We start from the raw sequence: 23,337 nt of genomic DNA, 5'->3' as shown, positions 1-23,337 counted from the left end.
GACGCAGTGTCGAACCGGGGCTTTTCTGGCGTGCAGGCAACGATGCGCACACAGCACTGGGCCCGAGTCCTCATCGAGGACTCGGGCCCAGTGGATGAATCAGTTACCGATCATTCGCCGACGACGATGTAGCCGTCCGTCGTCAGCTTGTTGTCCGGTCCGAAGACCAGGTTGCCGTACGAACCGGTCGCGGGCTCGCCGCCGTCACTGAAGTTCAGTGTGCCGGTGATGCCGTCGTAGTCGATATCGGTTCCGGCTTTCACGAGCGGAAGGCACTCGGCGAAGCTCGTGCACTTGGTGCCGTCCTTGGTGACGCTGTTGATGTTGGCAGCAATATCGGTGCCTGCCGTCGACTTCGCCTGCTCGGCGGCGAGAGCCGAGATGACCACGGCGTCGTACGACTCACCGGCGTAGTTGAAGTCCACCAGAGCCGGATCGACGCCCTTGAGGCGATCCTGGAATGCGGTGCCCACGTCGGTCAACGGGGTGGTTCCGCGCATCGTGTCGAGCAGACCGGCTGCGACGGACTCACCGAGGGCGTTACCCATGTTGCCGTCGACGCCGTAGACGAGTGTGCCGTCGGACGGTCCGATGCCGATCTCGTGCATACGAGTGATGATCTTCGCGGATTCCTCGAAGCCGATGATGGCGACGGCATCCGGGTTGAAGTTCTTCACACCATCGACCTCGGCGTTGAACGACTGTGCGTTCGGGTCGTAGATCGTGGTCTGGATCTGATCGGCTGCGATGCCCGCTTCTTCGAGGTTGTCCGCGGTGTTCGCGGCCAGACCCGTGCCGTAGGGATCGTTGAGCGCGAGAATGGCGACGCGCTGTGCGCCGTCTTCGGCGATCAACTGCGACAGTGCCTGCGCCTGCAGCACATCCGTCGGTGCGGTACGGAAGTACTGTCCCTTGTCCGGGTAGCAGACGAACTGATCCGAGGTGTTGGCGGGCGAGAACTCCACAACGCCTGCGCTGGCGATCTTGTCGATGACCTTGAGCGACACCGAGGACGATGCGGCACCGACGATGACGTTCGCGCCGCCGGCGAGCAGGCGGTCGACCGTGGTGTTTGCGGTGTCGGTCGTCGTATCGCCGGAGTCACCGGGGATGAGGGTGACCGGCTGATCGAGGACGCCGCCGGCACCGTTGACGTCGTTGACGGCCAGCTGGACACCGGCGACCTCGGGCGGTCCGAGGAAGGCCAGAGTTCCGGTCTCGGGGAGAAGGGTTCCCACCACCAGAGGCGACGTGTCGGGGGTTGCGCCGGCAGTGGCCTGTTCGGGCGTGCAGTCGGTCGAGACGGTCGTTTCCGCGGCTGCAGAGCCGCCGCTGGCGCTGGTGGAGTCGGTCGAGCCGGAGTCGTCGCTCGACGAACAGCCGAACAGTGCGAGCGAGGTGACGCTCAGCACCGCAGCCGTGCGGACATAGGTCCGAATTGCCATCTAGGTTCTCCTTGAAATTGCTCGTCGTTGAAGCGCACCTGAGTTACATGTGGCTCACGTGTGGATCAGACGCTAATGCTCGGAGTCGATTCGCAAGGCCTAGAACGACGCTCGTGACCTGACTGTGACCTAGAGAGTCGAAGTTTTACGTGGACGTAGCTTTCGCGAACCGATCAGCCCTCTGCCGCAGGCTTGTTCGCAGGAGTACCGAGTGTCTCGATGACCACATCGGCAACGGCCTTCATCGTCGTTCGACGATCCATGGCGGCACGCTGAATCCACTTGAACGCCTGCGGTTCCGTGAGCGATTGCGACTCCATCAGAATGCCCTTGGCCTTCTCGATAAGCTTCCGCGTCTCCAGTCGATCCTGTAGGTCGGCGATCTCGGATTCGAGCGCAGAAATCTCACTGAAGCGACTGGCGGCCAACTCCACCGCCGGCATCAGATCGGCCTTGCTGAACGGTTTGACCAGATACGCCATCGCTCCGGCGTCACGGGCCTTCTCGACCAGCTCACGTTGACTGAACGCGGTGAGAATGACGACGGGGGCAATGCGCTTCTCGGCGATCTCGGACGCCGCGTCTATCCCGTCTCGACGCGGCATCTTGACATCCATGATGACCAAGTCGGGACGCAGTTCGATGGTCAACTCCACCGCTTGCTGACCGTCGGCGGCCTCCCCGACCACGTCGTAGCCCTCCTCGCGGAGCATCTCCACCAGGTCCAATCGAATCAGCGATTCGTCCTCTGCCACCACCACACGGAGAGGGGGCTTGCCAGTACCGTGCGCACCAGGAGCGTTCATCTGTATCGGTCTCCTTCGACAGTCGTCGCCCATCCGGGTCCTCGAGCCTCTGAAGGGTACCGGTGCACGGGGCCGAAAGCGCATCTTCTAAACTCGTCAATCGTTGCTTGAAAGACGCCAGCCCTCGTATCCCAATTGGCAGAGGAAACGGATTCAAAACCCGTCCAGTGTGAGTTCGAGTCTCACCGAGGGCACCACAACTCGGCCGGCCGCGGCAGCGGTCGGAGCCACCCACGATCGCGCCTACAGTGGGGTCATGTACATACCCAGCAGTCTCCGATGCCATGACGACAGCGCGGGCACGTTGTGCGCACAGAAGGTCGACCACCGTTTCGGAGATTCTGCGGACCGTTCCGCACAGTGGGTGTACTACACCTGCACCGCCGACCCAGCTCACGAGACCGGGTACGTCGACCGCGTGGTCACCGCCTGAATCATGTTCGTAGAGCGCGCGTATGTCCATACCGACGATGTGGGATCGGGGTGGCCCTTCACCGTTCCGTCCGTTGCCGACCTCGCGCGCGATGGACTGGACTTCTCGGCTCCGGTCACAATTCTGGTCGGCGACAACGGTTCCGGTAAATCGACCATCGTCGAGGCGATCGCCGAGGGCTTCGGGATCGATGCTCGCGGTGGACGCGCAGCGCAGCAATCACGTCGACTCGACGAGGTGACCAGCGCGCTGGGCGAGGTGCTCGAACTCGAGACCACGCCGCGGGGTTCTCGAATGCTTCGTGGCCCTCGACTGCAGAAGCGCGGCTTCTTTCTGCGCGCCGAGACCGCATTCGACATGACCGAAAACCTCGGCGGCATGCCAGGTTTCTGGGAGGAGAACACAGCCGAGATGAGCCACGGCGAGGGCTTTCTCGCGATGTTCGGTGCGATGCTGGCCGAGCCCGGCTTCTACGTGCTGGACGAACCCGAATCGGCTCTGTCGTTCACCGCGAGCCTGCAACTCGTCGCGCTGATGTCCGAACTGGGTGACGAGGGTGCACAGATCGTCTGTGCCACGCACTCTCCGATTCTCGCGTCGACACCGGGCGCGGACATCGTCGAGGTGGGCGAGCACGGTCTGCGCCGAAGTACTTGGGACGAACTGGAATTGGTGCGGCACTGGCGTCGATACCTCGACGACCCGAACAGCTACCTCCGCCACCTGCTCGGATGACTGCAGCCGCATCGCTCAACCTGCGGTCGGCACGACGTCCCGTCGACGGCGCACGCTCCCCGGTGAGACCCCGGTCTCGCGTTTGAAGGCCTTGGCGAACGCCGCCTCCGACAGATATCCGCTCCGGCGTGCCAATTCGGCCACCGAGACATCGCCCGACCGAAGCCTGTCGTGGGCGAGCTGCATCCGCCACATCGACAGATAACGCATCACCGATTCACCGACCAGCTCGGTGAATCGCGCAGAGAACGCCGAACGAGACATGTTCACCTCGGCCGCGAGTGCGGCAACGGTCCACTGCGCGTCGGGGTTTCGATGTATGACGGCGAGCGCAGCCCCGATCCGAGAATCCGTGAGTGCCCCGAGCCAGCCGGACCGGGCCCGCTCGTCTTCGGCCATCCACGCCCGCAGAGCTTGGATCACGAGCACATCGGACAACCTGGTGATGACCGCCTCTCCCCCAGGCTCCAGCGAGGTCGCCTCGTCGGCAACCATGGCCAGGAGCGAGTGCATACGCGACTGCCGGGGGCCCGAGTCCGCGTCGACGACGACCAGCGCAGGCAGCACACCGATGAGTTGCTGCGCCGCCGGATGATCCAGTCGCACTGCGCCGCACATGAGCGTCGTACTCGCTTCCCCGCTGCCGCTTCGGATGACTGCATATCGATCGCTGACGTAGTCGTGTGGAAGGTCGTACACAACTGGAGCCCCCACTGCTGCGTCGTCGTCGCTCGCGAGCACGTGCCCACGGCCGTGCGGAACCAGAGCGAAGTCACCGGGAAGAAGATCGCGATTAGGGACGCCGGGCACCGACAACCGGCATCGCCCGCTGACGACGATATGGAACCAGAGCGCGTCGTCCATGGCCGGCAACTCGAAGCCCCACGCTCCGGACAGCTCGGATCGGCAGTAGAAGGATCCGGTCATCCGCAGAAAGTGCAGCGCCTCCCCGAGTGGGTCGGGCGACTTCCAGGGATCGACTCCTCGCATTGATCCATCGTCTCACGCCGTGGACGATCGGACATGTTTTCGGGCAGGAGAGTCATTGTTCATCCAGCCGCGGACGGCAAGAGTGGATGCAGTGACAACGGACCGAAGGAAAGGAACATCACCATGATCACGATTCTGGGAGCGACCGGTCAGGTCGGATTTCGCGTCGCCGCAGGACTTCTGAAAGAGGGCAAGCACGTTCGTGCGATCGGCCGAAACACCGATCGACTCGACGCGTTGGCGGCTCGCGGCGCGCACGCCGTCCAGGCGGACCCGACGTCCGCGTCGGCCTCATCCCTCGCGGGTAGCGAGGCCGTGTTCGCGATGGTGCCGAGCAACCCCTACGCCGAGGACTTCGCCGCTGAGCAGGCACGGTGGGGTGCCTCGATCGTCGAAGCCGTCCGCGTATCCGAGGTGACGAGGATCGTGGCGCTGAGCAGCCTCGGTGCCGATCGACTCGGGGCACCCGGTGTCATCGGCTGCCTCGCCGAACAGGAGGAGCGACTGCGGACATTGACCGATCGGAGCCTGCACCTGTTGCGTCCGGTGTCGTTCTTCGAGAACTTTCTTCCGGCGGTCCGACAGTTGACCGACACCGGTACACACGTGGACTCGGTGGACCCGCACCTTCCGATTCCGATGATCGCCACCTCCGACATCGCCGACGCAGCTGTGCGGGCACTGACCGACACACCCTGGGACGGTGTACGCACCCAGGTACTCCTGGGCGAGCGAGACCTCAGCTTCGCCGAGGCAACGGCCATTCTCGGTGACCGGCTTGCAATTACAGCGGCGCGCTACGAACGCCTGCAATACGACCGAATGGCAGACATGCTCGTCTCGATGGGATTCTCGCGATCGTATGCGCAGATGTACGTCGACATGACAGCAGCATTCGACACCGAAGAATTGACCCGAGACGTACGCCGGTCACCCGACAACAGCACCGAGACCTCCTTCGAAGAATTCGCCGGCTCGATCACGGCTCCGACAGCCGTGTCATGATCATCCGAATAGCCTCCGCCACAACACTTGTCGGCGCAATTGGATCAGCACTGATGGCGGGAGTGCTGCTGGCGTTCTCGATCAGCGTGCTACCCGGACTGAAGACCCTTCCGGTCCCGGTCGCGATCTCCTCGTTCCAGAGTGCCAATGCGGCGATCCTGAATCCGCTGTTTCTCGTCCTGTTCACGGGCACGGCGCTGTCCTGCGTGATCGCAGCCGCGACGACTCCGTTCACCGAACGCGGCAACTCGGTTCTGATCATCGCCGGAGCGGTGCTGTACGTGGTCGGGTGTTGTGCGGTGACGATCGCACTCAACGTTCCACTCAACGACGCGTTGGCCGCCGTCGATCCCGCCAGTGCCGCCGGCGCGGGCGTGTGGGAGGACTTCACCGACAGGTGGGCCAGGTGGAACAACGTCAGAACGGTCGCTGCGACAGCGGCTTGCGCGGTACTGATCCTCGGTCAGGGCAGATCGGCACTGGGCTGATCGGACACCGAATCCTGGTGTCGCTTGCGGATTTCTTCCTCGAAGCGCGCGATCAGGTGGTCGGTGTCGGCGGTCGAGACGTCTCTGGCACCTTCGTCCATCGCCGCGTCACGACCCCGGCGCAGTGCGGCGAGTTCGGCTTCGAGTTCGTTGTTGTCGAGTACACGTGGATCCAGCATGACGTCCATTGTGGTCCCAGGTCCGACACCCTCGCGGGGATTTGCTGTAATCGCGCCATGAACGTTGTGCACAGTTTCGAGCCGATCGTCGGCCCGGACGCAACCACCCTGATTCTGGGCTCCATGCCCGGTGTCGCGTCGCTGGCGGCGCAGCAGTACTACGCCCATCCGCGAAATGCGTTCTGGCCGATCATGGGAACGTTGGTCGGGGCCGGGCCCGAACTTCCGTACGACGCGCGCACAGAGCGTCTCCGAAGCCACGGGATTGCCGTATGGGACGTGCTGAAGCTGTGCACCCGCGCGGGGAGTCTGGATTCGGCAATCGTCGAATCGTCCATTGTCGCAAACGATTTCGAATCACTGTTCGTCGCACATCCGAATATCGACAGGGTGTTCTTCAATGGAGCGAAGGCAGCAGAAAGCTACCGACGCTACGTAGCGACGGGATCGACGCTACCCGGCGTCGAATTCACCCGGTTGCCGTCGACCAGTCCGGCACACGCCTCACTCGATCTCGTCGCCAAGACCAGGGCCTGGGCAAGCGCGTTCAGTCGCGAACCCGCTTCGGGAAATGTCGAATGAGGCCTTCCTGTACGACGGTGGCCAACAATTGCCCGTCCATCGAGAAGAATCGGCCGGTGGCCAGGCCACGCGAGCCGGCCGCGACCGGTGATTCGGTGGCGTAGAGGGCCCACTCGTCGAACCTGAACGGTCGGTGGAACCAGATGGAATGGTTGACCGTCGCCGCCACGATGCGGTCGAGTCCCCACGACAGCCCATGGGTGGTGATGATCGAGTCGAGCACCGTGGTGTCCGACGCATAGCCCATGGTCGCGGCATGAAAAATCGACTCGTCCGGCAGATCGCCGTCCGCTTTCATCCACACCCGATTGTGATTGAGCTTCTCACCGGTGCCGTGCATGATCCACGCCGGATCGTTGGCATAGCGCATGTCGATCGGTTTGAGAGCGTCGACGAACATCTGCAAACGATCCTCGTATCCGACGAAGTGATCGCCGAGCGGCGGCAGAGTATCGGGGTACGGGACCTCGGGAACCTCGACGCTGTGCTCGAGTCCTTTCCCGAAATCCTGGAATGCCGCGAGCATGACGAACAATTCGTTGCCGTCCTGCACGGCGGTGACCTGCCGATTGGCGAATGCTCGGCCGTCGCGCTGCCGACTCACCCGATATTCGATGGGCTTCTTGACGTCCCCACCGCGGATGAAGTGCGCATTGATCGCATGAACGTCCCGAGACGTTCCGGACACGGTTCGACCTGCGGCGATGAGCGCCTGAGCGACCAGTTGCCCCCCGAACGTACGGCTCCCCACCTGCTCCGGGTGAACACCGACGAACACGTCCTCCTCGATCTCCTCCAGTGCCAGGAGATCGAGGAGCGTCTCGAGATCGGTTTTCACTGCTGTACTACTCGATGCGCTCTCGCTGACACCGATTCCCCCCGCTTCGACCACTTACCGGTCCTCTTCTCCGATTCGGTGCACATGGATCAAGTTGGTCGAGCCTACTGTGCCGGGAGGGGCACCGGCCACGATCACGACCTGATCGCCCTTGTTGTACCGACCGAGCTCGAGCAATGCCTTGTCGACCTCTTTGACCATCGCGTCCGTCGAGCCGACATCGGGAACCAGGAACGTCTCGGTGCCCCAGCTCAGCGACAACTGACTGCGGACCTCGGAGATCGAGGTGAAGGCCAGCAACGGGAGCTTGGTGTGCAAGCGAGCCAACCGTCGAACGGTGTCGCCCGACTGTGTGAAGGCGACCAGAGCCTTGGCGTCCAGTCTCTCGCCGATGTCGCGGGCAGCGTAGGAGATCACGCCACGCTTGGTCCGCGGCACATGCGTCAGAGGCGGCACACTGTCGCCCTCGGTCTCGACGGTCTCGACGATGCGAGCCATGGTCCGCACGGTTTCCATGACGTACTTGCCGACCGAGGTCTCGCCCGACAGCATCACCGCATCGGTACCATCGAGCACCGCGTTGGCGACGTCGGACGCCTCGGCACGCGTCGGGCGCGAGTTCTCGATCATCGATTCGAGCATCTGTGTCGCGACGATGACGGGCTTGGCGTTGGCGCGGGCGATCTGAATGGCGCGCTTCTGCACCAGCGGAACCTGCTCGAGCGGCAACTCGACGCCGAGGTCACCACGGGCGACCATGATCGCGTCGAACGCGAGCACGATGGCTTCGAGATTGTCGACGGCTTCGGGCTTCTCCAACTTCGCGATGACGGGAACTCGGCGCCCGACGCGGTCCATGACGGCGTGGACGAGTTCGACGTCCGCGGGCGAGCGCACGAACGACAGCGCGATGAAGTCGCACCCCAGCGCGAGTGCGAACTCGAGGTCCGCGATGTCCTTCTCGCTCATGGCCGGAACAGAGACGTCCATGCCGGGCAGGGACACACCCTTGTTGTTGCTGACCGGTCCACCTTCGGTGACGCGACACAGCACGTCGTTGCCTTCGACGCCGGTGACCACGAGGCCGACCTTGCCGTCGTCCACGAGGAGGCGGTCGCCTTCCTTCGCGTCCTGAGCCAGTTCCTTGTAGGTGGTGGACACTCGGTCGTGGGTGCCTTCGCACTCCTCGACGGTGATGCGAATCAGCTCACCGGCAGCCCAGGTGGTCGAGCCCTCGGCGAAACGACCGAGACGGATTTTCGGTCCCTGCAGATCGGCCAGAATACCCACGGCCTTGCCGGTGGCGTCCGATGCTGCGCGGACCCTCTCGTAGTTGGCCTGATGATCGGGGTGATCGCCATGGCTGAAGTTCAGTCGTGCGACATCCATTCCACTCTCTACGAGTTCACGGATTCGCTCTGTGGTTGCGGTTGCGGGTCCAAGGGTGCAGACAATCTTCGTACGTCGGCTCACGAAAGCGAGCCTAGCTGTTGGACGCCCCGTTCTCTATCGCAGACGAACCCAGCAGAATACTACCGACGAGTAGTCTCACTCCGCCGCTGCTGAGAAGGTCTGTACCGGTTCAGAGACCGTCGTCACACTACTGCCAGAGGCAGTGCCGTGGGGTGTACGGGAGACGGTAGCTCGGAGTGTCCGGTGAGGAAAGCGTCGACTCCGTGGGCTGCCGAACGACCCTCTGCAATCGCCCACACGACCAACGACGCACCGCGATGGGCGTCGCCGCAGACGAACACACCCGGTGCCGTCGTCTGCCAGTCCGGTCCACACGAGAGTGCACCCCGCCTGGTCAACGCCAAGCCGTAATCGTCGAGCAGCGGACCGTGTTCGACGCCCTCGAATCCGATGGCGAACAGCGCCAGATCACAGGGCAGCTCGACCTCTTCCCCGATGGGAGTGACGATGCGTCGACCATCCGCGTCCCGCTGCACTTCCACCTCGGCGAGCACCATGGCTCGCACGTGTCCGCGCTCGTCACCGAGGAATCTCTGCACGGCAACCTGATGACGCACGACGCCTCCCTCTGCGTGAGCAGGTGAGGTGCGCAGTACCAACGGCCACGACGGCCACGGCGACAGGCTGTCGTCGCGAGCCCCGGGCAGAGCGGGGTTGTAGTCGAGCTGCGTGACCGACGCGGCACCTTGACGGTGAGCGGTACCCAGGCAGTCGGCTCCGGTGTCACCGCCGCCGATGATCACCACGTGCTTGTCCACGGCGGAGATCGACGTGGGTCCGTCGCCCTCGCACTCCTTGTTCGACGGCACCAGATGTTCCATTGCCAGGTGAATACCGTCCAGTTCACGACCGATCACCTCGGTGTTGTCCCGGGCTCGCAGGGCACCGACGGCGAGGACGACGGCGTCGAAGGATTCGCGAAGCTGCTCGACCGTGAAGTCGATACCCACTTCGCAGTCGGTGACGAAATGCGTTCCCTCGGCGCGCATCTGCATCAGGCGCTGGTCCAGCACCGACTTCTCGAGCTTGAACTCCGGAATGCCGTACCGGAGCAACCCGCCGAGGCGGTCGTCCCGCTCGTACACCGTGACGTCGTGTCCGGCGCGGGTGAGCTGTTGCGCTGCAGCCAAACCTGCAGGACCGGACCCGACGACGGCAACCCGCTTACCGGTGCTGATCGTCGGAGGTTGCGGAACGATGCTGCCCTGTTCCCAGGCCAGGTCCGCGATGGTCTGCTCGACCCGTTTGATCGTGACACTGCCACCGGTGGCCGCCTCGGAAATCGACAGAACACACGCCGATTCGCACGGTGCCGGACACACCCGACCGGTGAACTCCGGGAAGTTGTTGGTTGCGTGCAGTCGGTCGCTCGCCGCGTCCCACCGGTCTCGGCGCACCAGGTCGTTCCACTCGGGGATCAGATTGCCCAGTGGACATCCTGCAGTTCCGGAGTGGCAGAACGGAATTCCGCAGTCCATGCATCGGCGTGCCTGATCGGAGACTTCCGCCGCCCGTTCGCTGGTGGGCTGATGCGAGTACACCTCGTTCCAGTCCTTGACGCGCTCGCCGATCGGACGCTTGGTGGCCTCGCGCTTGACGACTTTCAGAAATCCCTGTGGATCAGCCACGTGCAGCCTCCATGATCGCAGCGTCGACGTCGCGCCCTTCGGCACGCGCCATTCGAGTCGCCTCCAGCACCCGCTGATAGTCGACGGGCATGACTTTGGTGAACAGCGCGGACCGACGTGGCCAGTCGGCCAACAACGAGGCCGCGACCGTGGACCCGGTCCAGTGCCGGTGTTTGTCGACGGTCTCGCGCAACCACGCCAGGTCGTCCGGATCGGGGACCTGCAGCTCGACCATCGCATTGTTCACATCGGCCGGATCGAGACCGAGGACGAAGGCGATACCACCGGACATGCCCGCGGCCATGTTGCGACCGGTCGGACCCAACACGACCGCCCGGCCGCCGGTCATGTACTCGAACGCGTGATCACCCACGCCCTCGTTCACCGCTACCGCTCCCGAGTTCCGGACTGCGAAGCGCTCCCCCACCTTGCCCCGCAGGTAGACCTCGCCCGACGTAGCTCCGTACAGGATGGTGTTCCCGGCGATCACGTTGTCCTCGGCGACGAACGGCGCATCCTCGGAGGGGCGCACGATGATGCGACCACCCGAGAGTCCTTTGCCGACATAGTCATTCGCGTCTCCGACCAGGTCGATGGTGACACCCGGGGGCAGGAACGCACCCAGCGACTGTCCTGCGGATCCGGTGAACTCGATCCGAATCGTGTCGTCCGGCAGACCACTCGCGCCGTAGCGTCGGGTGACCTCGGATCCCAGCAGCGTTCCGACCGTGCGATTGACGTTGCGGACGGGCAGTTCGAGCTTCACCGGATGCGCATCCTCGAGCGCCCCCTCGGCCAACTGGATCAACGTTCGATCCAAGGCCAGATCGAGACCGTGATCCTGCGCGCGCAGGCGTCGACGCTGCGTCATCGGGGCACCGTGCCGGTCGACCGGCATCGCGAAGATCGGCGTCAGATCGAGACCCTTGTTCTTCCAGTGTGCGACGCCGGCCGCGGTCTCGAGCACGTCGGCACGCCCGACTGCTTCGTCGATACTGCGGAAACCGAGCTGTGCCAGATACTTTCGCACGTCCTCAGCGATGAACTTGAAGAAGTCCTCGAGGAACTCGGGTTTTCCGGTGAACCGTTTGCGCAGTTCCGGGTTCTGGGTCGCAACACCGACCGGACACGTGTCGAGGTGGCAGACGCGCATCATGATGCACCCCGCCACGATCAGCGGAGCCGTCGAGAATCCGAACTCCTCCGCGCCGAGCAGAGCCGCGACGACGACGTCGCGGCCGGTGCGCATGCCGCCGTCGCACTGGACGGTGATGCGATCGCGAAGCCCGTTGAGCACCAACGTCTGTTGGGCATCGGCAAGCCCGATCTCCCACGGTGCGCCGGCGTGCTTGAGCGAGGTCAACGGTGCCGCGCCGGTTCCGCCGTCGTATCCGGAAATGAGAACGACGTCGGCGTGCGCCTTGCTGACGCCGGTCGCGACCGTTCCGACGCCGACGGAGCTGACCAGCTTGACGTGCACTCGCGCATTCTCGTTGGCGTTCTTGAGGTCGTGAATCAGCTGGGCGAGATCCTCGATCGAATAGATGTCGTGGTGCGGGGGCGGCGAGATCAAGCCGACGCCCGGTGTCGAGTGTCTGGTCTTCGCCACCCAGGGATACACCTTGTAGCCGGGCAGCTGACCACCCTCGCCCGGCTTGGCACCTTGCGCCATCTTGATCTGAATGTCGGTGGCGTTGACCAGGTAGTCGCTGGTCACCCCGAACCGACCACTGGCGACCTGCTTGACGGCACTGCGGCGTTTCGGGTCGTAGAGGCGGTCGACGTCCTCACCACCTTCACCGGAATTGGACCTGCCGCCGAGGTTGTTCATCGCGATTGCCATCGTTTCGTGCGCCTCGGCGGAGATCGATCCGTAGCTCATCGCTCCGGTGTTGAACCGCGTCACGATGGACTCGACCGACTCCACTTCGTCGAGTGGAACCGGCGGCCGCACATCGTCCTTGAACTCGAACAGGCCACGCAACGCGCCGCCCTCACGTGCAAGCCGGTCCACCTCGTCGGTGTACTTCTGGAACACGTCGTAGCGGCCGGTACGGGTGGCGTGCTGCAACAGGAACACCGTTTCCGGAGTGAACAGGTGCAGCTCACCCTCGCGCCGGAACTGGTACTCCCCGCCGATGTCCAACCGGCGGTGCACACGGTCGGTCGGATTCTCGGGGTACGCCCTTCGGTGGCGCAGCTTCACCTCCTCGGCGAGCACGTCGAGTCCGACACCCCCGAGCTTGCTGACGGTGCCCTTGAAGTATTCACGCACCACCTCGCGGTCCAGACCGACCGCCTCGAAAACCTGTGCGCCGGTGTAGGAACCGACGGTCGAGATGCCCATCTTGGACATCACCTTGAGCACACCCTTGCCGAGCCCGTACAGGTAGTTGCGTACCGCGATCGTCGGCTCGACGCCGGTCAGCTCGCCCTCGCCGACGAGATCCTCGATCGACTCCATCGCCAGGTACGGGTTGACCGCCGCGGCACCGAACCCGATCAGCAGTGCCAGGTGATGCACCTCGCGTGCATCGCCGGACTCGACGACGAGGGCGACCTTGGTGCGTTCCTTGGTGCGCACCAAATGGTGGTGCACGGCGGAGGTGGCCAGCAGTGACGGAATCGGTGCCCGGGTATGGTCGGAATCGCGATCGGAGATGATCAAGGTGGTGTAGCCCGCAGCAATCGCCTCCGACGCTCGGACCCGCAGATCCTCGATGGCCTCGGCCAGACCGTCGCCGCCGCGCTCCACCTCGTACAACCCACGCAACACCGTCGCGGCCAATCCGGGATGGTCGCCGTCGTCGTTGATGTGAATGATCTTGTTCAGCTCATCGTTGTCGAGAACCGGCCACGGCAACACGATCTGCCTGCACGACGCCGCAGTGGGTTCGAGCAGGTTCTGCTCCGGACCCATCACCCGAGCCAGAGACGTCACGATCTCTTCGCGAATCGAATCCAGCGGCGGGTTGGTGACCTGTGCGAACAGTTCGATGAAGTAGTCGTAGAGCTGACGCGAGCGTTGCGACATGACGGCCGCGGGAGTGTCGGTACCCATCGAGCCCAGTGGCTCTCCGCCGGATGCGGCCATCGGAGTCAGCACCACGCGGAGATCTTCCTCGGTGTACCCGAACGCAACCTGTCTGCGTACGACGGAGTCGTGGTTGTACTGGATGTGCGCGCGCTCGGGCAGGCTCTTGATCTCGAGCAGGCCGGCGTGCAGCCACTCCTGGTAAGGATGTTCGGTCGCCAGCTGCAGCTTGATTTCCTCGTCGGGCACCAGTCGTCCGGCCACGGTGTCGACGAGGAACATCTTTCCGGGCTCGAGACGGCCCTTGGCGACGACCTCGGATTGCGGCACGTCGAGCACGCCCGCCTCGCTCGCGAGAATGACGCGGCCGTCGGCCGTCTGCCACCACCGGCCGGGGCGAAGACCGTTGCGGTCCAGGACGGCTCCGACGTAACTGCCGTCGGTGAATGTGACGCAGGCCGGACCGTCCCACGCTTCCATCATCGACGAATGGAACTGATAGAACGCCCGCACGCGCGGGTCCATCGTGCGGTGGTTCTCCCACGGCTCGGGCACCATCATCATCACGACGTGGGGCACACTGCGACCGCCGAGGTGCAGCAGCTCGAGCACCTCGTCCAGGGACACCGAGTCCGATGCATCCGGATTGCAGATGGGGAACAACCGCTCGAGGTCACCGGGGATCAGATTGCTCGACAGCAGCGCTTCGCGAGCGCGCATTCGGTTTCGATTGCCCTTGACGGTGTTGATCTCTCCGTTGTGGGCCACGTAGCGGTGCGGGTGCGCCAGCGGCCACGACGGGAACGTATTGGTGGAGAATCGACTGTGAACGATGGCAATTGCGCTCGTGCACAGCGGGTTTCGCAACTCGGGAAAGTACAGCGGCAACTGCATCGTGGTGAGCATGCCCTTGTAGACGATGGTGCGCGCAGAGAGCGACGGAAAGAACAGGCCCGACCCGTCCGCCTCGATCTCGGGGCTGACCCGTTCCGCACGCTTACGCACCGCGTACACCGATCGATCGAGCTCGAGGCCGGCCTTGCGAACGCCGTCTACCTCGGGGGCGGTGACGAAGAGGTAGCTCATGTACGGCATGCAGCCCAGCGCCGTGACTCCGACATCGGCTCGATCGGGATCGACCTCGACCGGGACCCAACCCAGAACGTCGAGACCCTCCTCGGTTGCCACGGCCTCGACGCGTTCGACCGCGATCGCTCGCTCACGGATTCCCTGCGGCAGAAAGCACACGCCCGCCGCAAACGTGTTGTCACCGTTGGCATTCGGTTTCGGCAGATCGAACGGTGCTAGCGAGTCGAGAAGTTCGACCGGGAGCTGGATCAGAATGCCCGCGCCGTCGCCGCTGTTGGGTTCGGCCCCGGCAGCGCCGCGATGTTCCAGGTTCTCGAGCGCGAGCACGCCGTCGGCCACGATCGCGTGAGAGCGTCGCCCCTCGATGTCGGCGATCATCGCCACGCCGCAGGAATCCTTCTCCGAGCTCGGGTCGTACAGACCCTGCTCCGCGGGCATCCGAGAAAACAGCACCACGATCACCTCCACGTCGGCCGGTGGGTGCGTGGAGACGATGCAGAATGCTGGACGCTGCACCGTGAATCTCGGCAACCCGCCGGCTGTTCGCCTCGTACAGACCGGGACGGTCGAACGAGCCGAATTTCAGAATGCCTGTCGGGAATTCACCGGGACAGCTCTGGCCCGCGAAAGAATCCGAGATTGCTCCCGGATGGCGAAATCGTAGCAGCCGCCGATCGCATCGAAGAAATACCGATGCCCTCCGCCGCCGATGCGGACGTCAGTCGCGCAAAGGCCGACCGTGCTCGTCTCGCACGCTGCCGGTCAGCATCATGATTCCATCGATCAGCGGCCAGATGCCGCCGATGCCGCACGTGAGCCACGTGACCGCAATCTGGGCCACTGCGATACCCGGCTGATTCAGATAGAAACGGCCGGCACCGAAGGCCCCCAGCAGGATGTTGAGCAGGCCGGCGGTCAGCTTCTGCTTGTCCGAGAACGGCTCGCCGGTGACCGGGTGACGGCCGTACGGGGCCATCGGGTCCATGAAACCGGGCCCGCCCGCGTACTGCGGCCCGCCGTACTGACCACCCACGTACGGGGGCGGCGATCCAAAATAGTGACCGGAGCCGTCTGCGGGCGGTGGATAGCCACCGCCGGGAGGAGGTCCGAACTGCTGACCCTGATCGGTGCCACCTGGATTCGGAGTGCCATAAGACGGGTTCGCGTAATGGGGGTCGGGCGCGCCGTACACGGGACCCGATCCCGTCGGGCCGCCCTTCTCGAACGAGATCGTCGGCTCGGTGTAACCGGATCCGTCTCCTGGAGATCCGTCGGACGACGATGAACCTGAGTCACTCACTTCGGGCTCCCTTACGGGTATGCGATACGAACAACGGCCTTGCGCGGATGCGGTACAGCGCGAGCTCAGTCTCTCAGTTTTCGCCCGCGAGCGTCCGATACATTGCCGACCAGAATGAGCACGCCGTCGACGACGTGCCAGACGAAGAGGCCGAACAACAGAATCAGCCCGAAGCCGAACACTGCGGTGAGCAGAAGTCCGAAGAAGAACAGGAGCAGCTGCGCTACGCCGATCCCGGTACTGCCGATGTAGAAGCGACCGACACCCAACCAGCCGAGAAACAGCTGCAGCAGGCCGCCGACGATCTTGGACTTGTCCGACAACGGCTCCCCGGTGACGGGATCGCGACCGTACGGAGCGTCCGGCCCGACGCCGAACGGGTTTCCGATTGGATAGCCCTGCGGCGAACCGAAACCGGGCGACCCACCGAACCCCTGTTGCTGGTACCCCTGCCGGGGATAACCCTGCGACTGCGGCTGACCGTAGCCCTGCTGCGGGTAGCCCTGTTGCGAGAATCCCTGCGGCTGGCCGAAGCCCTGCTGCTGTCCGTAGCCATGCTGCGGGATGCCCTGTTGCGGGAAGCCCTGGGGCTGAGCGTAATTCTGAGGTGGATAGTTCTGGGGTGGGTAGTTCTGTGGTGGCGGGAAACCACCGACGGGATTGTCGATACTGCCGTCCGGACTCGGGGCCGGGTAGCTCGGCGTGCTCGACCAACCCGGTCCGTTCCCGATTCCCGAGTACGTATCCCACCCCGGCCCGGTAGGTCCGGTGGGACCGTGCGACGGTGCCGACTCCGAGGTGGCGGGCGGCTCCGACAGCGACGCCTCGGCGGTGGCGTCGTAGTCGAACGGAGTGCCGAACGACGCAGTCGGCTTCTTGTCACCATCACTGGAACCGCCCGTGCCGGAACCGGATTCACGACCGGGACCGTGGGTCTTGTCGAAATCAACCACGCGTACTGCCTTCTTCCTCGGCTTCCTTCTCCGACGCTCGCACGTCGTGCTTGTCTGCGGCTTCGCCCTTCACCGTGCCCGAGTCGACGGCACTGCCGGCGGTGTCATCGCCCTCGGCTGTGTCATCGCCATCGGCGGTCTTATCGCGGTCCGGGTCGTCGTTCGATCTCAGGGTCGACGGGTCTTCGCGCCCCTTGGTCGCGATCACGAAGTATGCGACCGCCAGGACGAAGATGATGGCCGAAGTGAACGTGTTGACGCGAAGTCCCGCGATCTTCGTCGCGAAATCGTCACGCATGAGCTCCACCCAGAATCGTCCGGCGCAGTATCCGGCGACGTACAACGCGAACAACCGTCCGTGGCCGATCGTGTACTTGCGGTCGATGAGCACCAGCAGCGCAACGATTGCGAGGCTCCACAGCAACTCGTACAGGAACGTCGGATGGACGACCTTCTCCACGAAGCCCGTCGACACTCCGTTCAGAGGATCGAGTCGACCGTTCGAGTCGACTCGCTCGTAGATTTCCAGACCCCATGGCTGCGTGGTGGCGCGACCGTACAGTTCCTGGTTGAAGTAGTTGCCGATACGACCGATCGCCTGGGCCAAGAGAATCGGCGGCCCCACAGCATCACCGAATGCGGGCAGGGGAATCCCTCGTCGACGGCACGCGATCCATGCACCGACTCCGCCGAGGAACACCGCTCCCCAGATTCCGAGACCGCCGTTCCATACGTACAGCGCCTCGATCGGATTTCCGCCCGGTCCGAAGTACGTTTTCCAGTCCGTTGCCACGTGGTAGAGACGACCGCCCAGCAGACCGAACGGAACAGCCCAGACTGCGACGTCGAGGACGGTTCCCTTGGTTCCCCCGCGAGCGACCCAACGGCGATCGCCCCACACCACCGACACCACGATCCCGATGATGATGAACAGGGCGTAGGCCCGGAGAGCGAGCGGTCCGACGTGCCACACCCCCTGCGCAGGACTGGGAATGTAGGCCAGGATCTCGGTCGAAGTCACGACGCTACGTTAGCGGAACGGACACCTTCGGCGAGTTCCGTCGTCAGGTCACGCACCGCGTCGAGCCCCTTGTCCACTGCACTGACCAAAGCAGATCCCACGATCACTGCATCGGCATAGCGCGCGATCTCGGCGGCCTGAGCACCCGAGCGAACACCCAGCCCGACGCCGATCGGGATGTCGGAGTGCTCCCGGATGCGGGCCGAGAGTGCGGGTGCCATCGAGGACACCGCGTCGCGGGCACCGGTCACGCCCATCGTCGAGGCCGCATAGACGAAGCCGCTGCTGGCTTCGACCGTGCTGACGAGCCGCTCTTCGGTGGAGGACGGGGCGACGAGGAAGATCCGGTCCAGGCCGTAGGAGTCGGACACCTCGATCCATTCCTTGGCCTCGTCGGGAATGAGATCAGGTGTGATGATTCCGAGCCCACCCGCGCCGGCCAAATCCCGAGCAAAGTTTTCGATGCCGTATTTGAGTACCAGGTTCCAATACGTCATGACCAACGCTTTTCCACCGGCAGCAGCAACCTGCTCGGTCACGGCGAACACGTCCTTGACTCGGGCACCGGCTTTGAGAGCGACATCTGCTGCGGCCTGAATCGTGGGGCCGTCCATCACCGGATCGGAGTAGGGAATGCCCACCTCGACGATGTCGCATCCTGCGTCGACCATCGTCTTGAACACCTCGACCGAGCGCGGCACGGTCGGGAAGCCCGCGGGCAGATACCCGACGAGCGCAGCGCGCCCCTCGGCGCGACACTGCGCGAAAGTACCCGACAGGCGAGAGTCGTTGTTGCTCATGGCTTGATACCCACTTCGTCGTCCACGTTCGGTTCGCCGTCACCGTCGATCAGACCGAACCATTCGGCGGCGGTGTCGACATCCTTGTCTCCGCGTCCGGACAGGTTGACCAGAATGATCGCGCCCTCGCCCAGCTCCTTGCCGAGCGTCAATGCGCCGGCGATGGCATGCGAGGACTCGATGGCGGGAATGATGCCCTCGCTTCGGCACAGCACCTTGAAGGCGTTCATCGCTTCGGTGTCGGTGATTCCGCGGTATTCGGCCCGCCCGATGTCGTGCAGGTACGAGTGCTCGGGTCCCACACCCGGGTAGTCCAATCCCGCTGAGATCGAATGGGAGTCGACGGTCTGGCCGTCTTCGTCCTGCAGGAGGTAGGAGTACGCCCCGTGCAGCGCACCTGGAGTACCACCACTGATGGTCGCAGCGTGGCGGCCGGTCTCGACGCCGTCACCTGCCGCCTCGAACCCGATCAGCCGAACGTCGGCGTCGTCGATGAAGGCGTGGAAGATCCCGATCGCGTTGGACCCACCGCCGACGCAGGCGGCGATGGCGTCGGGCAGCCTGCCCGTGGAGGCGAGCACCTGCTGCCGCGCTTCGAGGCCGATGATGCGCTGGAAGTCGCGCACCATGACCGGGAACGGATGCGGTCCGGCGACGGTGCCGAAGCAGTAATAGGTGTTGTGCGCGTTGGTGACCCAATCGCGCAGGGCCTCGTTGATGGCGTCCTTGAGGGTGCGCGATCCGGACTTCACGGCCACGACGCTCGACCCCAGCAACCGCATCCGAGCAACGTTGAGCGCCTGCCGTTCGGTGTCGACCTCGCCCATGTACACGACACATTCGAGTCCGAGGAGTGCACATGCCGTCGCCGTGGCGACTCCGTGCTGGCCCGCACCGGTCTCGGCGATGATCCGAGTCTTGCCCATTCGCTTGGCCAGCAGTACCTGGCCGAGAACATTGTTGATCTTGTGAGAACCGGTGTGATTCAGGTCTTCTCGCTTGAGGAGAATACGAGCGCCACCGGCGTGCTCGGACAACCGCGTCGCCTCGAATACCGGTGACGGTCGACCGGTGTAGTCACGCTGCAGTCGATCGAGCTCGCCGAGAAATTCGTTGTCGCTGCGCACCTTCTCGTACTCGGCGGTGACTTCCTCGATCACGCCCATCAGCGCCTCGGGGACGAACCTGCCGCCGTAGACACCGAAATGTCCGCCCACATCGGGTTCGTGCGCGCTGCGCTCGGTGAGGCCGATGCTGCTTTGCGGCAGATCAGCGCCCTTGAAGCGGACTGCCTGCGGGGCGTCCGCGATGCCTGAAGAATTGCTGGTGCTCACCGGTCCAGTGTGCCCCAACGGCGGACCGCCGCCGCGCTCGGGTCGGATGCCGAGTCAACCGTGCAGGATCAGCGCGCGGGCTTGGGGCAGGAGGGATGAGTTCCTGCCGTCACCAGGTCCGACACAGCCGTGCGCGGATCGCCTGCAGTCACCAGACCCTCGCCGACGAGTACTGCATCTGCACCTGCTCCGGCGTAGGCGAGCAGATCGGCTGTTCCTCGCACTCCCGACTCCGCGATACGGATGATCTCGCTCGGCAACCCGGGCGCAATGCGGCCGAAACTATCTCGGTCGATCTCGAGTGTCTTGAGGTTGCGGGCGTTGATCCCGATGACGGTGGCACCTGCTTCGAGAGCTCGATCTGCCTCGGCTTCGGTGTGCACCTCGACCAATGCGGTCATTCCGAGCGACTCCGTGCGATCGAGCAAGGACGCCAGAGCGTCCTGTTCGAGGGCCGCGACGATCAACAGAATGACGTCGGCACCGTGGGCCCGAGCCTCGTGGATCTGGTACGGACCGACGATGAAATCCTTGCGCAACACGGGAATCGAGACGGCGGCACGCACCGCATCGAGGTCTGCCAGAGATCCGTGGAAGCGACGCTCCTCGGTCAGGACACTGATGATGCGGGCACCGCCCTGCTCGTATGCGCGCGCCAGCACCGCCGGATCACCGATGTCGGCCAGAGCGCCCTTGGACGGGCTGGCCCGCTTGACCTCGGCGATGACGCCGATGCCGTCCTCGCGCAGAGCGGCTGCCGCGTCGAGAGGTGCCGGGGCTGCTTTCGCTGCTGCTTTGACGGCGGCGAAATCGACCACCGATTCACGCGCGGCCACATCGGCCCGAACACCGTCGAGAATCGAGTCGAGAACAGTCATGGTGCCCCCAGTCCTTTCTGAGCGTCGACGGTCGATGTGAGGAATCTCATCGGCGTCGGATCTAGCGTAGAGGTCCCTGTCGATCGGACGAACGCGGGGTACCGGACTCGTCGGTAGGGTCTTCGCCCGCATCGAGCGCGTCCCACATCATGCGTTCGGTGAGGTCCTCCCCCTCGTCCTGAACGACGTTGTCGGAGGCCGAATTACGGACGCGTCTGGCAACCTCGTCACGTCGCACTGCGGGGGCGTCGTACTTGGACGAGAGTACCTGCGAGGCAAATGTTTTCCGAATCGACACCGCAGCCGCAGCAAGGGCGCACAGCGCACCGATCAGGGTGACGACCGCGGGCAGAATCGACACGTCCGTCATCGAGACCTGGGCCCTGGCCGGAAGTTCGGCAAGGGCCGCCGACTCCGAGTCGGAGGCTCCTGCGGTGAGCAGCCGAACGGCCGGGACAGCGGCCGCCACGGCCACCACCGCGATCAACAGGGCCAGGACCCGAGAGGCCCACCCGCGCACCGCGAACGACGCCGCCACCGCCGCCAGCAAGACCAGTGCCAGCGGTGTGGTGGCAGCTGCCCAGGTGCCACCGAGAAGATCGTCGGTCCGGCTCTCCCCGAGACCGTCCGACGACGTCACCCGCACCCACGTCATCCGCGACGCGCCCCACAGGCACGCCGCGGCAACGGCAAGCAACGCAACCGGCACGGCGGCGGACGCGCGACGACCCGATCGTTCGGTCATCGCCCACCGACCTCGCGCAGCGATTCCGCGGCCGCAACTGCGCCGAGTACGGCCATCGCCTTGTTCCGTGCCTCGTCGTCCTCGTACTGCGCTACCGAGTCCGCCACGACCCCGGCACCGGCCTGAACGTAGGCGGTCCCGTCCTTGATCAGGGCGGTCCGAATCGAAATGGCGGTGTCGGCGTCACCCGCGAAGTCGAGGTAGCCCACGATGCCGCCGTAGATGCCGCGTCGCGTGGGCTCCAACTCGTCGATCAATTCCATGGCACGCACCTTCGGTGCTCCCGACAGGGTGCCCGCCGGGAAGCAGGCCTTGACCGCGTCGAGGGCACGCTTGCCCTCGGCCAAGCGGCCCGTCACCGTCGAGACGAGATGCATCACGTGGCTGTATCGCTCGATGTGGCGGTAGTCGCTCACCCGGACCGTGCCGGGTGCACAGACGCGCCCGAGATCGTTGCGCCCGAGATCCACCAGCATCAGATGTTCCGCGTTCTCTTTCTCGTCGGCGAGTAGGTCCTTCTCGAGCAGCACGTCCTCTTCCTCGGACGTTCCGCGCCAGCGCGTGCCCGCGATGGGATGTGTGGTGGCGAGGCCGTCCTTCACCGTGACGAGAGCTTCGGGGCTGGATCCGACGATCGAGAACGCGGTTTCGTCGTCATCCCCCGGTACATGCATCAGATACATGTACGGGCTCGGATTCGAGGCGCGCAGCATCCGATAGACGTCGAGCGGAGACGCATCGGTGTCCATCTCGAATCGTTGCGAAAGGACGACCTGAAAAGCCTCTCCGGCTTCGATCTCCTCCACCAGGCGAGCGACGTCGGCACCGAATCCCTCGGACGTTCGCTGTCGACGGAACTGCGGCGCAGGCCTGGACACGGTGGAAACAGTGGACGCTGCCGGCTCGGACAAGTCTGCGCACATGCGGTCCAGTCGGCGCACGGCGTCGTCGTAGGCCGCGTCGACATTGTCGTCGGTGCCGTCCCAATTGACCGCGTTCGCGATCAATGTGATCGCACCCTCGTGGTGGTCCACGGCCGCCAGGTCGGTCGCGAGCAACATCACCAGCTCGGGCACACCGAGGTCGTCCTGCGCATGTTCGGGCAGCTTCTCGATGCGCCGCACCGAGTCGTAGCCCAGGTAGCCGACCATGCCGCCGGTCAACGGAGGTAGACCCGGCACCCGCTCCGAGTGCAACAACTCCAGAGTTCTGGCCAGGACTTCGAGTGGATCACCGCCGCTCGGGACCCCTGCCGGAACGTTGCCGCGCCATGCGGCCTCGCCGTCGATGACCGTCAGCGACGCCGGAGCGCCCGCGCCGATGAACGACCACCTGGACCACGAACGGCCGTTCTCGGCGGACTCGAGCAGAAAGGTGCCGGGCCGGTTGGCACCGAGTTTGCGATAGGCCGACAACGGAGTCTCGGAGTCGGCGAGCACCTTTCGAGTCACCGGAACCACTCGATGTTCTGCTGCGAGGTGCCGGAACACCTCACGTGAGGTGGTCGAGTCCGCGTTATCGGTGTTGGGGGTCGGGCCGGGGTCGGTGGTCGTCTCGCCGTGCATTGCTCCATCCTCCCAG

At 64.4% G+C, this 23,337-nt stretch carries 20 protein-coding genes, 1 tRNA gene and 1 pseudogene; 6 read left to right on the top strand and 16 right to left on the bottom strand.

All coding sequences use genetic code 11. The features are described from left to right. Positions 1-110: 110 nt before the first annotated feature. Together ACFI9K_RS10415 and ACFI9K_RS10410 are read right to left on the bottom strand one after the other, a co-directional pair. Positions 111-1,445, bottom strand: a complete 1,335-nt coding sequence (locus ACFI9K_RS10415; protein ID WP_222095769.1) for an ABC transporter substrate-binding protein — start codon at positions 1,443-1,445, stop codon at positions 111-113. Positions 1,446-1,618: 173 nt separating this feature from the next. Then, positions 1,619-2,251, bottom strand: a complete 633-nt coding sequence (locus ACFI9K_RS10410) for an ANTAR domain-containing response regulator (protein WP_462663417.1) — start codon at positions 2,249-2,251, stop codon at positions 1,619-1,621. A gap of 120 nt (positions 2,252-2,371) precedes the next feature. On the opposite strand from ACFI9K_RS10410, the gene ACFI9K_RS10405 reads away from it, so the two are divergent. From ACFI9K_RS10405 to ACFI9K_RS10395, 3 genes are all read left to right on the top strand, one after another. Next, positions 2,372-2,448 (top strand) — tRNA-Leu (locus ACFI9K_RS10405). A gap of 59 nt (positions 2,449-2,507) precedes the next feature. After that, on the top strand, positions 2,508-2,684 hold the full coding sequence (locus ACFI9K_RS10400; protein ID WP_462663416.1) for a hypothetical protein: 177 nt from the start codon (positions 2,508-2,510) through the stop codon (positions 2,682-2,684). Positions 2,685-2,687: 3 nt separating this feature from the next. Continuing rightward, on the top strand, positions 2,688-3,419 hold the full coding sequence (locus ACFI9K_RS10395; RefSeq protein ID WP_462663415.1) for an AAA family ATPase: 732 nt from the start codon (positions 2,688-2,690) through the stop codon (positions 3,417-3,419). Between the two features lie 15 nt (positions 3,420-3,434). On the opposite strand, the gene ACFI9K_RS10390 is transcribed toward ACFI9K_RS10395, so the two are convergent. Next, positions 3,435-4,409, bottom strand: a complete 975-nt coding sequence (locus ACFI9K_RS10390) for an AraC family transcriptional regulator (RefSeq protein ID WP_462663414.1) — start codon at positions 4,407-4,409, stop codon at positions 3,435-3,437. Positions 4,410-4,532: 123 nt separating this feature from the next. On the opposite strand from ACFI9K_RS10390, the gene ACFI9K_RS10385 reads away from it, so the two are divergent. Next, positions 4,533-5,414: an NAD(P)H-binding protein gene (locus ACFI9K_RS10385; protein ID WP_462663413.1), complete on the top strand. Its 882-nt coding sequence runs from the start codon at positions 4,533-4,535 to the stop codon at positions 5,412-5,414. Further along, on the top strand, positions 5,411-5,902 hold the full coding sequence (locus ACFI9K_RS10380) for an anthrone oxygenase family protein (protein WP_462663412.1): 492 nt from the start codon (positions 5,411-5,413) through the stop codon (positions 5,900-5,902). The genes ACFI9K_RS10385 and ACFI9K_RS10380 overlap by 4 nt, the downstream gene beginning before the upstream one ends. Here the strand turns inward: ACFI9K_RS10380 and ACFI9K_RS10375 are convergent. Then, positions 5,878-6,081, bottom strand: coding sequence for a hypothetical protein (locus tag ACFI9K_RS10375; RefSeq protein ID WP_141217065.1), 204 nt, complete (start codon positions 6,079-6,081; stop codon positions 5,878-5,880). The genes ACFI9K_RS10380 and ACFI9K_RS10375 overlap by 25 nt on opposite strands. A gap of 57 nt (positions 6,082-6,138) precedes the next feature. Between ACFI9K_RS10375 and ACFI9K_RS10370 the strand changes: the two genes are divergently transcribed. Continuing rightward, positions 6,139-6,663: a DNA-deoxyinosine glycosylase gene (locus tag ACFI9K_RS10370; protein WP_462663411.1), complete on the top strand. Its 525-nt coding sequence runs from the start codon at positions 6,139-6,141 to the stop codon at positions 6,661-6,663. Here ACFI9K_RS10370 and ACFI9K_RS10365 read toward each other — a convergent pair. From ACFI9K_RS10365 to ACFI9K_RS10310, 12 genes and pseudogenes are all read right to left on the bottom strand, one after another. Continuing rightward, positions 6,629-7,555 (bottom strand): acyl-CoA thioesterase, encoded by a 927-nt coding sequence (locus ACFI9K_RS10365; RefSeq protein WP_462663410.1) that lies wholly within the window; start codon positions 7,553-7,555, stop codon positions 6,629-6,631. The genes ACFI9K_RS10370 and ACFI9K_RS10365 overlap by 35 nt on opposite strands. Next, positions 7,556-8,974: a pyruvate kinase gene (pyk, locus tag ACFI9K_RS10360; protein ID WP_222095777.1), complete on the bottom strand. Its 1,419-nt coding sequence runs from the start codon at positions 8,972-8,974 to the stop codon at positions 7,556-7,558. Between the two features lie 122 nt (positions 8,975-9,096). After that, positions 9,097-10,602 (bottom strand): glutamate synthase subunit beta, encoded by a 1,506-nt coding sequence (locus ACFI9K_RS10355; protein ID WP_462663409.1) that lies wholly within the window; start codon positions 10,600-10,602, stop codon positions 9,097-9,099. Then, positions 10,595-15,178, bottom strand: coding sequence for a glutamate synthase large subunit (gene gltB / locus ACFI9K_RS10350; protein ID WP_462663457.1), 4,584 nt, complete (start codon positions 15,176-15,178; stop codon positions 10,595-10,597). The genes ACFI9K_RS10355 and gltB overlap by 8 nt, the downstream gene beginning before the upstream one ends. Positions 15,179-15,443: 265 nt before the next feature. Further along, a pseudogene (locus tag ACFI9K_RS10345) lies at positions 15,444-16,007 on the bottom strand (TM2 domain-containing protein); the annotation flags it as partial. A gap of 83 nt (positions 16,008-16,090) precedes the next feature. Continuing rightward, the gene (locus ACFI9K_RS10340) at positions 16,091-16,978 is read right to left on the bottom strand and encodes a TM2 domain-containing protein (RefSeq protein ID WP_462663408.1); all 888 of its coding nucleotides are present in this window, start codon (positions 16,976-16,978) and stop codon (positions 16,091-16,093) included. Further along, positions 16,971-17,999, bottom strand: a complete 1,029-nt coding sequence (lgt, locus tag ACFI9K_RS10335; RefSeq protein WP_462663407.1) for a prolipoprotein diacylglyceryl transferase — start codon at positions 17,997-17,999, stop codon at positions 16,971-16,973. The genes ACFI9K_RS10340 and lgt overlap by 8 nt, the downstream gene beginning before the upstream one ends. Further along, positions 17,996-18,799 (bottom strand): tryptophan synthase subunit alpha, encoded by an 804-nt coding sequence (trpA, locus tag ACFI9K_RS10330; protein ID WP_462663406.1) that lies wholly within the window; start codon positions 18,797-18,799, stop codon positions 17,996-17,998. Before trpA ends, lgt begins: the two co-directional genes overlap by 4 nt. Next, positions 18,796-20,133, bottom strand: a complete 1,338-nt coding sequence (gene trpB, locus ACFI9K_RS10325; RefSeq protein WP_462663405.1) for a tryptophan synthase subunit beta — start codon at positions 20,131-20,133, stop codon at positions 18,796-18,798. Before trpB ends, trpA begins: the two co-directional genes overlap by 4 nt. A 68-nt stretch (positions 20,134-20,201) precedes the next feature. Beyond that, positions 20,202-21,011 carry an indole-3-glycerol phosphate synthase TrpC gene (gene trpC, locus ACFI9K_RS10320; protein ID WP_462663404.1) on the bottom strand — a complete coding sequence of 270 codons (810 nt, stop codon included), beginning with the start codon at positions 21,009-21,011 and terminating at the stop codon, positions 20,202-20,204. A 61-nt stretch (positions 21,012-21,072) separates the two neighbouring features. After that, on the bottom strand, positions 21,073-21,756 hold the full coding sequence (locus ACFI9K_RS10315) for a TIGR02234 family membrane protein (protein WP_462663403.1): 684 nt from the start codon (positions 21,754-21,756) through the stop codon (positions 21,073-21,075). After that, positions 21,753-23,321 carry an anthranilate synthase component I gene (locus ACFI9K_RS10310; RefSeq protein WP_462663402.1) on the bottom strand — a complete coding sequence of 523 codons (1,569 nt, stop codon included), beginning with the start codon at positions 23,319-23,321 and terminating at the stop codon, positions 21,753-21,755. Before ACFI9K_RS10310 ends, ACFI9K_RS10315 begins: the two co-directional genes overlap by 4 nt. Positions 23,322-23,337: the final 16 nt, after the last annotated feature.

The sequence above is a fragment of the Rhodococcus sp. PSi06 genome (assembly GCF_054960675.1).
This window is presented reverse-complemented; position numbering and strand designations above follow the sequence as displayed.